Source organism: Xenorhabdus sp. PB62.4, from assembly GCF_014467285.1.
Taxonomy (GTDB): domain Bacteria; phylum Pseudomonadota; class Gammaproteobacteria; order Enterobacterales; family Enterobacteriaceae; genus Xenorhabdus.
Map to the genome: position 1 here is coordinate 172,933 of NZ_NKHR01000005.1, position 14,163 is coordinate 187,095.

A 14,163-nucleotide genomic window follows, 5' to 3' on the forward strand; every position below is an offset into this window, starting at 1 on the left:
AATTGGTGGTAATCCGCTCTCTTTATGATTAGAAATATAAGTAATAATAAATTTCGTCAATAAAACGTAACCATATGTTATTTAAAGATAATTAACCATTTTTGAAAAAATCAACTGGAAAAAATCCGTTATAAATGTCGATTCGCTCAAAGTTTGGCCTTTCATATCTTGTGAAAAATGCGTAATATACGCGCCCTTAGTCACAGTTGACCACTCTTTCTTCGCCTATGCGTATCGGACAATACCAGTTGAAAAACTGTCTTATTGCGGCCCCTATGGCAGGCATAACAGATCGCCCGTTTCGATCTCTTTGCTATCACATGGGAGCAGGAATGACAGTCTCAGAAATGCTTTCTTCTAATCCTCAGGTTTGGAAGACGGATAAATCTCGGCTGCGTATGGTTCATAGCGACGAACCCGGAGTGCGTTCTGTACAAATTGCCGGTAGTGATCCCGATGAGATGGCGGCGGCGGCGAAAATCAACGTCGACAATGGCGCTCAAATCATCGATATCAATATGGGGTGCCCAGCCAAAAAAGTGAATCGCAAGCTGGCAGGCTCTGCATTACTGCGCTATCCAGAACTGGTTGAAAAAATCCTTTCTGCGGTAGTCAATGCGGTTGATGTGCCTGTTACTTTGAAGATTCGTACAGGATGGTCACTGGAAGAACGCAACTGTGTAGAAATTGCCCAATTGGCCGAGCGTTGTGGTATTCAGGCTCTTACGATACATGGCAGGACACGAGCTTGCCTGTTTAATGGCGAGGCTGAGTACGACAATATACGGACAGTTAAGCAGACTGTTGCCATACCAATTATTGCGAATGGCGACATTACTGACCCGCTAAAAGCCAGAGCAGTGCTTGAATACACTGGGGCTGATGCCCTAATGATAGGCCGCGCTGCTCAGGGAAGACCCTGGATCTTTCGGGAAATCCAGCATTATCTGGAAACAGGAGAACTGCTGTCACCGATGCCACTTGGCGACGTGCAGCGTTTAATGAACGAGCATGTACGAGAACTGCACGATTTTTACGGTCAAGGCAAAGGAGTTCGTATTGCACGTAAGCATGTATCTTGGTACCTCAAGGAACATGCTCCTGATGACCAGTTTCGGCGCACATTCAACGCCATTGAGGATGCCAGCGAACAGCTGGAGGCGTTGGAGGCATACTTCGAAAATTTTTGCGTAAATAAAGAAAAGAGCTGACAGAACTATGTTCGAACAACGCGTAAATTCTGATGTACTAACCGTTGCTACTGTAAATTCACAAGATCAGGTAACTCAAAAACCTCTGCGTGATTCAGTTAAACAAGCACTGAAGAACTATTTTGCTCAACTGAACGGTCAAGACGTTAATGACCTGTATGAGCTGGTACTGGCTGAAGTAGAACAGCCACTGTTGGACATGGTGATGCAATACACCCGTGGCAACCAAACCCGCGCAGCACTGATGATGGGAATCAACCGTGGTACTCTGCGTAAGAAACTGAAAAAATACGGCATGAACTAATCCTAGTCTAGTAACATGTTGTTAAATCGGCACTTTTTACTATGTAGAAAGTGCCTTTTTACTTAGAATTACCCCACCGATTACCCCACCGAAAAATCCTCAGCACAAAAACTCACAGAACAACATGAGTACCAAAGAAAAATAAGAATTAGATGTGTCATAGAGGTCAGTACACCAAACGTTCCAACCTTGTGAAAAGTTACGATGTATTTCGTCTGGAAGCATTGAGATGAAAGTTACAGATGTTTCTACCAGTGAGAAGATACCCCGTTACGGCTATCTTCCCGATGATTTTTAAATGGAACTGATTATTTTTTATGATTTATCCCGAACCTTACGTTCAATCAATAGACCATATGAATCAAAATAACGGCTAGCCAAATTTCTAAATCAGCTATACTAATCGTTTATCCCACTATATATTTGAATTTACTGAATTATTTTTATAACCTTCTAGTGCTGAGGAATACTTATGGGTTGGGAACTACATATAACAAGGGCTGAATGTTGGGCATCGAATGAAGATTGCCAAATTAGCAGCGCTGAATGGCTCGAATTGATCGCTGAAGATGACGAATTATTCATAGATGAAATAAATGGTCAGTTTCATGCTAGATGGACAGGAAAAAGTATCCATGAAGAACCTTGGTTGGATTGGTATGATGGAAATATATACACAAAGCACCCTGATACAGCCTTATATTGTAAGATGCTGCAAATAGCCGAAGAACTTAATGCAAAAGTTGTTGACGATGATGACCGTTTGTATTTACTTCCAAGCGATCTGGAAAATCCGTCATGGGCAGAGTCAAACAAACTTAAAGTTAAAAAATCGCTTCTACAAAAGATAATAAACTACATAAAGAAACAATAAGCTTCTATTTCTATTATACGCACCAGATAGAATTTTTTTCTTAACAATAGTTATTTAAAGTAGCCCTGACATTTAAAAGCGGTTGAAATTAATCCTTCTTTCATATCAAGGCTTCATATCAAAAATTATTCTTTTCACAAAATAAATAACGACTGGTGAACAATTGTCATTCTGGTTTATTTCTATAGCCAAATCATATTAATATAATTTGGCTATAATCTCCGTTGCCATTTTTCAGCTTCTGCACGTTGGCGGCAGTTGTGGAATTCATCACCCAAACAGCATTCTTACGGTATTTGTTTTTGAGTAAGAATTTCAGGTCAATCAGGCTATCGGCTTCAAGGCTGGTTGCTCCCAGCTTTTGCAGTGTGCTGAATGCGCGTACCTTGTCAGCTTGGGTATCTCGGGGATAAGACAGAAAGCCTTTCGCTTTCTTGCTACCGTCACCGCTAACCAGATCTGTTTCTTCGGTATCAACGAAAGTATCTGCGATCTCAGCAGTCAGCCAGCCTAAAATATCGACATCACTAAAATCGATAATTTCCTGCGTGGTTTTGGGATAGGCATAGATAGGAAACAGCTTGATGCTGACTTCTTCCATCTTCGATGTCGCCGTCTCACCACGAGCCTTGCCTTCTTCCCCGTGAGCAACCGCTGCACCACCGACCGAAACAAGCTGTTTGTACTCGTTGCTGCGAGTGGTTTTGATGGTACAGATTCGGCGCATGACCGACTCATCAGCCAGTTGCTGCATGATTTGTTTGTTCAGTTCCGGGATAACGGTATAGCCACCCTCGGAAAGTACGCCCGTAGACAGGGCGCGGGTTTCGCCCGTCAGAATATAATTGCGTAGTTCGTCATTGCTGAATTTGTTATTGGTCGGCTGATTTTTTGCCTGATTGCGTTCTTCATCAGACAACGCTTCGTAACGGGCTATTTCTGTATTTAGGGTATCTGATTGGCTGCGCAGTTCGTCGAGCTGTTTGGCTTCGTCGGGATTGAGTGAGCGCCTTTCGTCTTCGGCTTTAGTAAGCAACAAACGCATTTGATGAGTTAAATCGGCTTTTTGCTGGTGTAATTCGAGTAGTTTTTTCATGGTGTTTTTGCGCTATTTGTTTATTTAAATACTATTTAACACGATGAAAAATAATAAAGAATCCTCTGGAATTCAGAGGCTAAACAAGAGAAAACATGAAGACAAAATATTTACAAAAAATTATTTTAATTTATTTATATAGATGACTTCATATCCATCATTTGTTGGATATATAAAAACATCATCATCAGTGGATGGAAAGCCAAATGAAGCAGAAAATGCCCCATATGATATTGATGTATATGGAGAACTCTTCCAGATATCTCTGTTTTTATTATCATATAAAACAATAAAATATTTGTCTCCTATAATGACATATTTCCACATTGCATATGGCGAAATGGGTAATTTTTTATATACCACTGCGGTATATTGAGCCTTTTTATCTTTTACTTCAAATTCCTTATTCCATTTTCCGAAGAAAAGAGTTGACGGAAATAGCATCCATACTATAAAAATAATAATAAACACTAAAACCAATGATGGTTTTTTAAAGAAACACTTATTTTTATTTTTCATAGGTGAATAACTCTATTTTGTGGTAACGGTTCCATCCATAAAATATCAGAAAAAACCATAAAATCACCACCTTCATTATGCTTTTTCTGCCATTTTCTAAAACTATCATTAATGACAGGAATATATCCATTGTATTTAAGCCATAAGACCATCCAGCTTCCAGTCGCATAAAGAGCCGCATAATCGACAGAACTCACTTTGTCTAATATACCGTTTTTACTCCAGATTCCTAAAGGTTCGTTAGAGCCAACAAAATCATAGGTATCTTTTAAATACATTCCAATCTGTTCGGTGACAAAAATGTCTTTACTGTCTAATTTATCCACATACCCTTTAACAGCTACCTTCATATTGGAATTACCCATAGCTCCATACCAGTCGTCAATCGTATCAAATTTAGAACCAAATTGCCTAACATTGACTGCTGAAAATGTATCTATTTCTCGTATATCTTTTTCATATCCTAATGTTTTCTTACCACTTTCTTTTAATTTCTTTTTTAATTGCCTAATACCCGCATCACTTGCCCAACCATTAATTAATACAGACATCACATCTTGAGGTTGTTTATATTTCAATGCCCATTCTATTTTTATGATAGAATCATTTAATCTTTCACCTGGAATATCTATTTCATTACCTGCAACATACTTGCTTTTTATTTCTTCAGTAAATGTATAGGCAGGTTTTGTATTAAACCAATGCCGCATTAATTTTGGTGTCATCTCCCAGCCCATTTTTTCCATTGCATCCGGGATTTGGTTTAAATAAAAAACATTGGTTTCAATTTCTGTTATTTTCCCACCTTTAACAGTTTTAGTTTTAAAAATCGACATTATCAAATCCCTATTTTTGTCTGAAATAAATATTTAACTTCAATATTTTCTTCTTTTTTGGCATCAAACTGTTTTGTCATTCCCGATGTTTGACATATGCCCTCAATCAGTCCCTTGTCCGTTTCCACACCATACGCAATATCTTGGCAGGCATCCCCTTGATGTTTCAGTATGAACTTATGGCTAAATAGAGCCGCAACAGCTTCTTCAATCAATGGCTTCACATTCGAGAACCCAGACAACAACAGCTTGCCTTCTTCACGCCCGGCTAATTGTGTAATGCTGTAGCCCGAAGTCCCCGCTGCAATGTGGTTACACGCGATAGATTTGTAATCGAGCATCACCACTTCATGGGGGATTGCGCCGTTATCATTAATGGAATGGGGATAATTATAGGCAAGTTCAACGATTGTCGCGCCTGTCAGTTTAATTTCGTAAAAGAGTTCCAGTTGTCCCATCGGGCTTGTCCGGTAGTGCATAAAGCGCGCTTCCAGCAATTCGTTTCCGTCGATTGCCATTGCTAACAGTGGTAAGGATTTATCAATAGGCTTTGTAAAACTGACTGGATGATGATGCGCGTTCTGGTCGCGACTCACTGAATGGCTGACACTCAGTACCTGTATTTCGTCTTCCCTTCCTGTCTGATAAGGATTAAGTGCTGTCGCCTTTATTAAAGCAAAAGAAGGAACTATTGAGAAAGTAATATTACCTTCATCACTTCCTGAATATATTACCAATATGCAGGTAACTGCTAAACCATTGGATATTTCACATCCTCTGATATCCTGGAAAACAAGAGAAGGCTCCATTGAATTTTTCTGGAAAAATCGTAAGCCAGAGAAAAATTTTAGAGAGCATATTAATATTACCAAACAATATTCAGAATCATTATTTACGTTTAAACAATGAGTCATGAGCCGTAAATACGGCTCTATATTATCAGGTGGATATAATGAATAATAATGAGTTTCGCCTAAAACATTTTATCTGCTCTCGCTTTCTTGGAACATTATGTGACCAATTTTTACTTTTTGCAGTACCACTAGCGATACCACAGGCTACGGGCTCATTAATGTTCGCTTCTTTAGCCTTTGTCATTGAATGGTTACCACGTCTGATTTTTTTCCCCTTATCTGGATTTATTGCCGATCGGGTCAATCCCAAATCAATATTTTTTAATGTTGAAATTGGACGCACTTTACTAATGCTGATTGCATTTTTGGTGCTATTTTTTTATCCCCAAATGACATTCCCTGTGTTAGCGATAATGATGGCACTACTCTCTATTGCTTATGTTCTCAATTTTGTATCGACAGAATCTCTCTTGCCACGAAATCTTCCTGCTGAAGAATTACCTAAAGCACTTTCCATGGTTCAAGGAGTTGATCAAATTACTCAGATCCTGGGGCCAACGCTAGCAGCCATAATATCTCTGTATGGTGGTATTCATGCCATATTGATTGTTGCAGGAGGCCTTTTTGCTATTTCAGCAATCAATTATCTTTTTCTTAAATCACGTAATGTCAATGTTAAAGATAAGCTAAGTTTCACGTCCTTGATTGACTCTAATAAGCTAGGAGCAAAAGTACTTTGGAAGAATAAGGTTCTTCTGCATCTGTGTGGATTAACATGGGTTGTTAATCTAGTATATGGTGCAGCGCTGGTAGTGAGTGCAGCGGTAATTCTCGAAGAATTTCATATGGCTGAACGCTATTTTGGTATTTTGCAATCTTCGGCAGCTATAGCAACAATTGTAGCTTTCTTTTTTGTTCCCCGATTTGTCAAGCGCTTTGGATTATCAGCATTAGGAACTATTTCTTTTTGTGCAATGATCTTGGCTGGAATATTGATGACAGTTTCCGTCTATTATGTCATGTATCTTTTTGGCTACGTAATATTGATGGCTTTTGATGGTGTATTTAGCGTCTATTTACGATCCGTCAGAAGTCAAATAATTCCTCAAGAACACCTTGGAAAAACAACCGGCTTAATTGGACTAATGAATATGTCTTCTGTCCCTGCAAGTGGTGTTGCAGTCACATTTTTAGCCAGTTATTTTAGTCCACTGGAAATTATAGGGATTATTCTCTCGTTCGCTTTTATTATAGGGATAGTTCTGATTATTCTGGGCCGTCGTGTTTTTGGATATAAAAGTTGGCTACCGCCAGTGATCACTACTGAGTGAGTAAAAAGATCCCGTTTTTGTAGGGGGTAATGACATACTTCTTTTTATTCAAAGCACCAAATGCAATTCCACAACAACGCCCCCCCTCTCATTACTTGACTACATTCACCATGATCTTCTCAAGAACAAACATCTTTTCCTTTCCCCTTTCCACCCAAAATAGCACCTTATCAGGTGAGATTTCCGCTTAATTTAGCATCAATCATAAACACGTTTTCCATCTGTTGTTTCCCGCTAAAAAACCTCAATATCGTGGTTCCTCATGGCTCGATTACCAAAGAAAAAAATAATACAAATTGGTAAAAAAACGCCGTTGGACACAAATTATCATCCAGTTGTTTTTATTAAAAAAGTTTCAACATTAAGCCAGAAAAATCTTTTTTCTCTAAGTAATCACAAGTGCGAGTGAGATCCAACTTTTAATAATTTTTAAGTTTATTTAGTGGAAAAAGTAATATTAAGTGATATTTTTTAATGAAAATATACTAATTTGACAATGGTTATACACCAAAATGTTCAAATCTGTTTATGTAAACCAAATCAATAAAATTTTATTAAAAAACAAAACATTTTATACCAAACTGTCTAGTTTGGATTTATAATCCGTAATATTGTTATTAAGTGGAATTAAATTTTGGATGTGTAATTATTTTGAAACATTAATGCTGATCAATCTTGCAAAAATTGATTAACATCAATTGAGAATTTTTAACCAATGATACTATCTTGGCGCAATAAAATGTATGAATAACAAAAAAAATTCATATATTATAATTGCTTAAGACAAATGTTTTGTAGTATGTAATGAAATTTGACTTAGGTTATATTATGTAGGATTATGTTTACAGTTTGGTATATTTTGTCCAGTTTATAGCCTCAAGAAAGTCACCAATAAGAACTATATATGCTTATTAATATAATATTAGTAATGAATTTATTATTAACTGCATATTTACCTTATTTATTGACTATAAAATGATTTAAAATCAATAAGTTATATTTTTATCTTTTATAAAAACCCACAAAGTGAAAATTAGGAGAATATGAGTTATCTCTCACGTAAGGAAAACAAAAATGTGTTGTTTAGCCTACGTCAATCAAGCAGACGAGAGATGCAGAGATAACGACAGAACAAAGAAACATAATTCGTATCATGGAAGAACACACCTTGCCTCGGTGAGGGGCTGTTTTTTACAAAACGTTAACAAAAAGGTCATGTCATTAAAAAACAATACAAATGTCAGAAAACAAAACGGCGAATCAGGTGGTAACAATAGGCATACCGTGAACGGTAGTGAATCCGTCAAGGTAGGCTCTATTTTACGGATAATTATTCTTGATAACGCCATAACTTACTGACTTAAAAAGGATAAAATATGGAAGATGCGAACTTATTAGTCGGAAGACGTATTCAAACCAAAAGGAAAGAATTGGGCATTACGGCAACAGCTCTGGCAAAGCAACTCAGTATCAGTCAACAACAACTGTCACGTTACGAAAGAGGGACAAATCGAATTAATATAGACCATCTTGTTCCTATTTGTACTATATTAGGTACCCCAATTGAGTGGTTTTTTGAAGATTGCTTTCCAAAACACAACAAAGAGGATAACCCCATTAATAAACTCGCGGATCAATATATTCCCATTGCTGAAACAATTATAGGGAAGAATGGTTGTTAAATGGGACAAGATAAACGTGTCAGAAGCCTGTTATGAGACTGATTTAATTGTTCGTATTTAAGGCTTCTGACTCTTGTTAGCCAGTATTTCTGCATTGTGTCACTGTCAAGAGTGCTCAACAATCCCAATGACATCCATAACAAATCGTTTGATAATTCTCAGTTCTTCCGCAGAATAGCTTTCCAATTTTTGTAACCATCTTGCTTCCGCTTGTTGATGCAATTTCTCATGAATATCAAATAGCCGCTTCCCTTCGCTAGTAAGTCTGAAATAGGTCTCTTTCTGGTTATCCACCATTTTCAGTTTCTCAACCATAGAACGTTGAAGAAGTTTTGCACACACTTTTGAGATAGCCCCCTTAGTCATTTTCACCGTTTGACTGATAGTGGTGATATTCAATAGCCCTGATTCCCCGATACATTGAATAACATGTAATTCAGACAATGAATAACCACTGATTCCATACTCACGGAGTGTCTTTTCATCATGTCTTTGCTTAATATTGTCTCTCAGGTGTATCAAGTGGTTAACGGCGGCAAGGATCTCGCGTTGGTGGGCTGTGCTGTTGGTCATTTACGATTATTTCTCAGGAAACTATTTCCAACATCATAGCAAAAAAAGAAAAAAAAAAGATCTTTACAAAATCTGCCAATTTATTAATCTCCATATTGTTTCCTTGGAAACAATATGGAGAAAAAGATGAATAAACGCATTTCAGCCCGTAATGTAAAAATGGTCTTCTATCTGGTGTGCTTCAGCGCCCTTTTAGGCTCTCTGGCCCAGAATATTTATGCTCCCGTTATTCCTACCGTCAAAGAGTTGTTCAACACCTCCTTGCCATTAGTCAATCTCACTGTGTCAGCATTCACATTCGTTTTAGCTTTTATGCAAATCGTATATGGCCCACTCGCTGATCGAAAAGGCCGCAAAGCGATTCTGCTGCCTGCCCTTGCTATCTCCATTATCGGCTCGGTCGGCTGTGCCATGACTTCCGATATTTATTGGCTGATTTTCTTTCGGGTAGTGCAAGCAATTGGAATTGCCGCCATTCCAGTTATTGCTGCGACAATTATTGGCGATCTTTATGAAGGACAAGATCGTGCAAAAGCCATCAGTACCTATCAAATGTTATTAACACTTGCTCCTGCGACGGGGCCATTGATAGGTGGCTATTTAGCTGAATTAGATGGATATGTTGCTATTTTCCAGTTTATTGCCATTATTGGCGGATTGATGCTTATCGGAAATTTGTTTTGGTTACCGGAAACTAAACCTGAACAACAAGAAGGCAATCAAAAAACAGCCTTTCACTTCCGTAAAATTCTATCCGACCGCACCACGCAATCTGTTTTCTTCGTTAGCTTTATGCTGTTCTATTGTTATTTCTGCTTTCTGACTTTTTTACCCATCATCTTAAATAATGAATATGATTTCAGCCCTGCTGATATTGGTTGGATGTATCTCCCCATGTCTTTGGCAATGGTTGCTGGTAGTTATAGCTATCGCTTAATTAATCATCGATTTTCTAAAGAAAATGGGCTTATTATCAGCAGCTTGCTAAATTTGCTCTTAATCCTGCTTTTTGCCATAACATACCAATTTGGTATTCCCACTTTAATCATTGTCACGACTTTTTACGGTTTTACTTTGGGACTATCAACACCTACACATGCTACCTTACTGTTGGCAAAATTTGTGGAAGAGCGAGCAACTGTGATTGGGCTTTATAATTTCATCAGGTATACAGGCATGGCTGTTGGCCCAATGGTTGGTAGTTTCTTGTTATTTAATAATCGCTATGAATGGATATTTTTAGTGGGAGCCTTGTTATTTGCCTTGTCTATTGGTGTTACTGCCATTATGACTCACTGGCGCGATAAACCATAAAGCTTGCTATGAGAAAATATTTTCTTATGCGTATAAGAAATCTGTTCGTATAATGATTGATGCAGAACAATCTTGGGTACAATTTGCAGCGGATAACAAAATTAAGGGAGGAGTAAAACTGGTGAGAGGTACATATTTAGAAGAAGAGATTATAAATCGTGAAAGAGCAATTGGCTCTGTCTTTTCAAAAAAAGAAGAAAAAGATTATAACTATAATTTTGCAGTAAAATACATTGATGAGAATACATTTGACATCGAGTCAAATGCTTCTGGGCATTGTGGAAAATGTAAAATAAAACTTATTTCTGGTGAAGTTCATCTTGATCATTCTGGAGGAATATCTCGAGAAGATATTTCATCAGGGTATATTCTGGCATGCTGCTCATTTCCTAAAGGGAATATTGAAATTTCATGAGGATAATATGCGATATATAATTTCATTTTTATATTTTATTATGTCGTTTCAAGCGTATTCAAATAATAATATTAGTGAAAGTTTTGTCGAAGGTGGACGTTTTTATGTTGGTACTGTTTTTGGCAATCAAGACTACATATCACATTCAAATGTAGAATTAAATTCTTTTTACATTCTGAAAAATGAAGTCACTTATTCTCTGTATCAAGAAGTATATGAATGGGCAATTTTAAATGGTTACGAATTTCATGATGGCTGCAATGGCGCAACTTATGAAGACTGCCTTCCTCCTGAATGGGATGAAGGTCAACATCCTGTGACAAATATTGAGTGGTTGGATGCTGTTATTTTCGCCAATGCGTTGAGTGAAAAGTCAAACTTAGCACCAGTATATTTACAAAAAAACAATGCCCCCATCCGAAAAAGTGCTAAGGATATAGAGATACTCATAAATAAACAGGCTAATGGATATCGCTTACCTACCCTAAATGAATGGCATGTCGCCGCACGGGGTGGAAAACCAGCATTAAAGTCTGGTACATATGGATACCGTCATTCTGGTAGTGATAACGCCAAAAAAGTTGCGTGGTATCCTGAATTGAATGCTAATAATTTTGGCACGAATATTGTTGGTAAACTATTACCCAATGCTTTAGGGTTATATGATATGAGTGGTAATGTTTCTGAGTGGGTTTATGATAGTTATAATTTAGGAAAAGTGAAAATGTATTATTTCTGTGGAGGAAGTTATCTTTCTCACTCAACTACTTTGGTAAGTTGTGATAACCATAGCGCAGGATTTTTTATGCCTGATATCGGATTTAGGTTAGCCAGGAGCCATTTAATTGAAAGTTAAAAAATTTTTTATACTATTAATCTTTTTATCATTCAACATTTTTGCTCATGGCAGCTCTAAGGTTGTGCTTAAGGATGGTGTAAATTTTATAGATTTGAATGGTGATGGCATAAAAGATATCATTTTTCATGCTGAATTTGATAATAATACTTCTCACCCGAATAATACTTTAACTATTTTCATAAAAAATAAAAATGGGAATTATAATATTGTTCCTATTCCACATGATGTAGGTTTTACTTGGTTTGATTTCCGTTTATCGGCATCGCCCATAAAAATAACGGATTACGAATTACGTAAAGAAAAAGGATATTATTATATGGTTATTGCCCATAAAATATACGATAAATTAACAAATGATAACGTTTTTGATGAGTTACCTGTTAAATTTAGCAGATATGATATAAAAACCAATCATGAAGTACCCGGTGTTTCTATTTTTTACTGGGATTACACCAGTTTTTATATTACTAAAAACAAATATAAAAGTGTCGATGATGCCTTTATAGAATTTAATTTGGAGGGAGGCTTATGAGGTTTATTATTTTTATTTTATTATCGCTTTCATCTGTTCTTTGTTATGCTATTAATCACTATGGATATATGGACAAAATACAAAAAAAACTTGATAAGCAAACACCTTTATGTCTTGGTGAAACCCAGTGGCCTGTTTCAGTTAAAGATGGCAGTTCTGTCTGGATTAATGCAAAGATGGAATCTCTTGTTGATGCAGGATTAGTGAAATCCAGTATTGAAGGCCATAATAAAGTATGGTTTTTAACCCCGTTAGGTTCAGCAGAATTTAAAAGGAGTGGTGATTTCTGTTATGGTAGAATCATAGTAAAAAATATTGAAAGCATTACTCATATAGACGCCAAAAAAGGCTTTATTATTTTTAATTATTATATAGAGTCTTTGCCTGAATGGGCTAAAAACAAATCAGTCAGATTTGCATATTCTTATTTGGATAATATTGTTACGGGAATTAATGTAGCAAAATATCGAGTTGAATTTGAAAAAGTTAGTTCAGGTGTTATAGAAATAACTGATGAACCAACTCAACTTGATTTACTTTATTAAAGAAATAATCCAGCAATCTCTCCTTTATGAAGGACAACATTCAATACACCATTTTAAACTGATTTTTATGCTCTTTGATGAGATATAGCCCAAACCGCCGCAACATTACGTGCCGTTACCTGCAAGTTATCGGCACCATTGGTAAGAGCATCTGACAGAGAGCAAGCTCCCGGTACGATGGAAAATACTGCATCCAATCCATGTTGATGCACGACAGAGTAATCCTGGCTCATTCCACCCACTAGAGCGATAGTCGGAATACCAAATTTTTTGGCAACTTTAGCAACGCCAATAGGCGTCTTACCCTGTATCGTCTGTTTATCTATACGACCTTCTCCCGTAATGACCAAATCTGCCCCCTGAACTGCCTCCTCCAATTTCAGGGTATCAACAACAATCTCAATACCTGACTGCAATTTCGCTCCAAGACAACCCAGTAAAGAAGCTCCCATGCCTCCAGCCGCTCCCGCGCCTGCTTCATCAATCACGTTTTTGCCTGTTAGCGATTCAATCTTCATTCCATAATGAAGCAATGCAGAATCCAACGCTTTCACCATCTCCGGCGTTGCCCCTTTTTGTGGGCCAAACACCGCTGATGCGCCTGATTCTCCACATAGCGGATTATTCACATCACAAGCCACGGTGAACTCAATTTGACTAAGGCGAGGGTCAAGATCTGTGAAATCGATTATTTCCAGACGAGTTAATGCTGCACCGCCAAATGGCAGGGTTCGGCCATCTCCATCCAGTAAATTTGCCCCAAGTGCCTGCATCATACCGGCTCCGCCATCGTTGGTCGCACTGCCGCCAATACCTAAAATCAGTTTCTGTATCCCATGCTCCAATGCAGCCAGAATAAGCTCACCCGTGCCATAGCTTGTCGTTATCAAAGGGTTACGCTGTTCTGCCGGCACTAAATGCAAACCCGAAGCGGCAGCCATTTCAATCACCGCCGTCTTTCCATCACCCAATAGACCGAAAAATGCTTCAACAGGTTGCCCCAACGGATCGGTAACGGTACATGTAATATATTTTCCCTCTGTTGCCGCAACCAGTGATTCCACGGTTCCTTCCCCACCATCCGCCATCGGCAACTTGACGTAATCCGCCTGCGGGAAAATTTCCTGAAATCCCTGCTCTATTGCTTGCGCCACTTGTAAAGCGCTCAGGCTTTCCTTAAATGAATCAGGAGCAATCACAATTTTCATGATAAGTTCC

Annotated in this window: 15 protein-coding genes and 1 pseudogene; 10 read left to right on the forward strand and 6 right to left on the reverse strand. The window is 37.8% G+C overall.

The window, feature by feature from the left end; translation table 11 throughout:
* Nucleotides 1–227: 227 nt before the first annotated feature.
* The 3 genes from dusB to Xenpb_RS06960 all read left to right on the forward strand — a co-directional run bounded on the left by dusB (nucleotide 228) and on the right by Xenpb_RS06960 (nucleotide 2,389).
* The gene (gene dusB, locus Xenpb_RS06950; protein ID WP_187653709.1) at nucleotides 228–1,211 is read left to right on the forward strand and encodes a tRNA dihydrouridine synthase DusB; all 984 of its coding nucleotides are present in this window, start codon (nucleotides 228–230) and stop codon (nucleotides 1,209–1,211) included.
* A 7-nt stretch (nucleotides 1,212–1,218) separates the two neighbouring features.
* Entirely contained in the window at nucleotides 1,219–1,515 is a 297-nt protein-coding gene (gene fis / locus Xenpb_RS06955) for a DNA-binding transcriptional regulator Fis (protein ID WP_010847912.1), read from the forward strand.
* A 472-nt stretch (nucleotides 1,516–1,987) separates the two neighbouring features.
* Complete coding sequence (locus tag Xenpb_RS06960; RefSeq protein ID WP_187653652.1) at nucleotides 1,988–2,389, forward strand: hypothetical protein; 402 nt, start codon at nucleotides 1,988–1,990, stop codon at nucleotides 2,387–2,389.
* Nucleotides 2,390–2,603: 214 nt separating this feature from the next.
* Here the strand turns inward: Xenpb_RS06960 and Xenpb_RS06965 are convergent.
* The 4 genes and pseudogenes from Xenpb_RS06965 to tssD all read right to left on the reverse strand — a co-directional run.
* Nucleotides 2,604–3,485: pseudogene (locus Xenpb_RS06965) on the reverse strand (phage major capsid protein); the annotation flags it as partial.
* Nucleotides 3,486–3,605: 120 nt separating this feature from the next.
* The gene (locus tag Xenpb_RS19645) at nucleotides 3,606–4,004 is read right to left on the reverse strand and encodes a DUF6201 family protein (protein ID WP_222942890.1); all 399 of its coding nucleotides are present in this window, start codon (nucleotides 4,002–4,004) and stop codon (nucleotides 3,606–3,608) included.
* Nucleotides 4,001–4,840, reverse strand: a complete 840-nt coding sequence (locus tag Xenpb_RS06975) for a DUF6402 family protein (RefSeq protein WP_187653653.1) — start codon at nucleotides 4,838–4,840, stop codon at nucleotides 4,001–4,003. The genes Xenpb_RS19645 and Xenpb_RS06975 overlap by 4 nt, the downstream gene beginning before the upstream one ends.
* A gap of 2 nt (nucleotides 4,841–4,842) precedes the next feature.
* A complete protein-coding gene (gene tssD, locus Xenpb_RS06980) occupies nucleotides 4,843–5,649 on the reverse strand; it encodes a type VI secretion system tube protein TssD (protein WP_255523058.1) in 807 nt (268 codons plus the stop codon).
* A 143-nt stretch (nucleotides 5,650–5,792) separates the two neighbouring features.
* Here tssD and Xenpb_RS06985 point away from each other — a divergent pair, with 143 nt between their 5' ends.
* Both Xenpb_RS06985 and Xenpb_RS06990 read left to right on the forward strand, forming a co-directional pair.
* A complete protein-coding gene (locus Xenpb_RS06985) occupies nucleotides 5,793–7,025 on the forward strand; it encodes an MFS transporter (RefSeq protein WP_187653654.1) in 1,233 nt (410 codons plus the stop codon).
* A gap of 1,376 nt (nucleotides 7,026–8,401) precedes the next feature.
* Complete coding sequence (locus Xenpb_RS06990; RefSeq protein ID WP_187653655.1) at nucleotides 8,402–8,707, forward strand: helix-turn-helix domain-containing protein; 306 nt, start codon at nucleotides 8,402–8,404, stop codon at nucleotides 8,705–8,707.
* A 105-nt stretch (nucleotides 8,708–8,812) separates the two neighbouring features.
* Here Xenpb_RS06990 and Xenpb_RS06995 read toward each other — a convergent pair whose 3' ends face one another.
* The gene (locus Xenpb_RS06995; protein WP_187653656.1) at nucleotides 8,813–9,280 is read right to left on the reverse strand and encodes a MarR family transcriptional regulator; all 468 of its coding nucleotides are present in this window, start codon (nucleotides 9,278–9,280) and stop codon (nucleotides 8,813–8,815) included.
* A 126-nt stretch (nucleotides 9,281–9,406) separates the two neighbouring features.
* Between Xenpb_RS06995 and Xenpb_RS07000 the strand changes: the two genes are divergently transcribed.
* Genes Xenpb_RS07000 through Xenpb_RS07020 form a run of 5 tightly spaced genes read left to right on the forward strand, consistent with a single transcriptional unit; the run spans nucleotide 9,407 to nucleotide 12,945 of the window.
* Nucleotides 9,407–10,594, forward strand: coding sequence for an MFS transporter (locus Xenpb_RS07000; protein ID WP_222942891.1), 1,188 nt, complete (start codon nucleotides 9,407–9,409; stop codon nucleotides 10,592–10,594).
* Between the two features lie 52 nt (nucleotides 10,595–10,646).
* Nucleotides 10,647–11,009 (forward strand): 2Fe-2S iron-sulfur cluster binding domain-containing protein, encoded by a 363-nt coding sequence (locus tag Xenpb_RS07005; RefSeq protein ID WP_187653657.1) that lies wholly within the window; start codon nucleotides 10,647–10,649, stop codon nucleotides 11,007–11,009.
* 7 nt (nucleotides 11,010–11,016) lie between these two features.
* A complete protein-coding gene (locus tag Xenpb_RS07010) occupies nucleotides 11,017–11,865 on the forward strand; it encodes an SUMF1/EgtB/PvdO family nonheme iron enzyme (RefSeq protein ID WP_187653658.1) in 849 nt (282 codons plus the stop codon).
* The gene (locus tag Xenpb_RS07015; RefSeq protein WP_187653659.1) at nucleotides 11,855–12,400 is read left to right on the forward strand and encodes a spore coat protein CotH; all 546 of its coding nucleotides are present in this window, start codon (nucleotides 11,855–11,857) and stop codon (nucleotides 12,398–12,400) included. Before Xenpb_RS07010 ends, Xenpb_RS07015 begins: the two co-directional genes overlap by 11 nt.
* A complete protein-coding gene (locus Xenpb_RS07020) occupies nucleotides 12,397–12,945 on the forward strand; it encodes a CpmK protein (RefSeq protein WP_187653660.1) in 549 nt (182 codons plus the stop codon). The genes Xenpb_RS07015 and Xenpb_RS07020 overlap by 4 nt, the downstream gene beginning before the upstream one ends.
* A gap of 65 nt (nucleotides 12,946–13,010) precedes the next feature.
* Here Xenpb_RS07020 and Xenpb_RS07025 read toward each other — a convergent pair whose 3' ends face one another.
* On the reverse strand, nucleotides 13,011–14,153 hold the full coding sequence (locus Xenpb_RS07025; protein ID WP_187653661.1) for a glycerate kinase: 1,143 nt from the start codon (nucleotides 14,151–14,153) through the stop codon (nucleotides 13,011–13,013).
* Nucleotides 14,154–14,163: the final 10 nt, after the last annotated feature.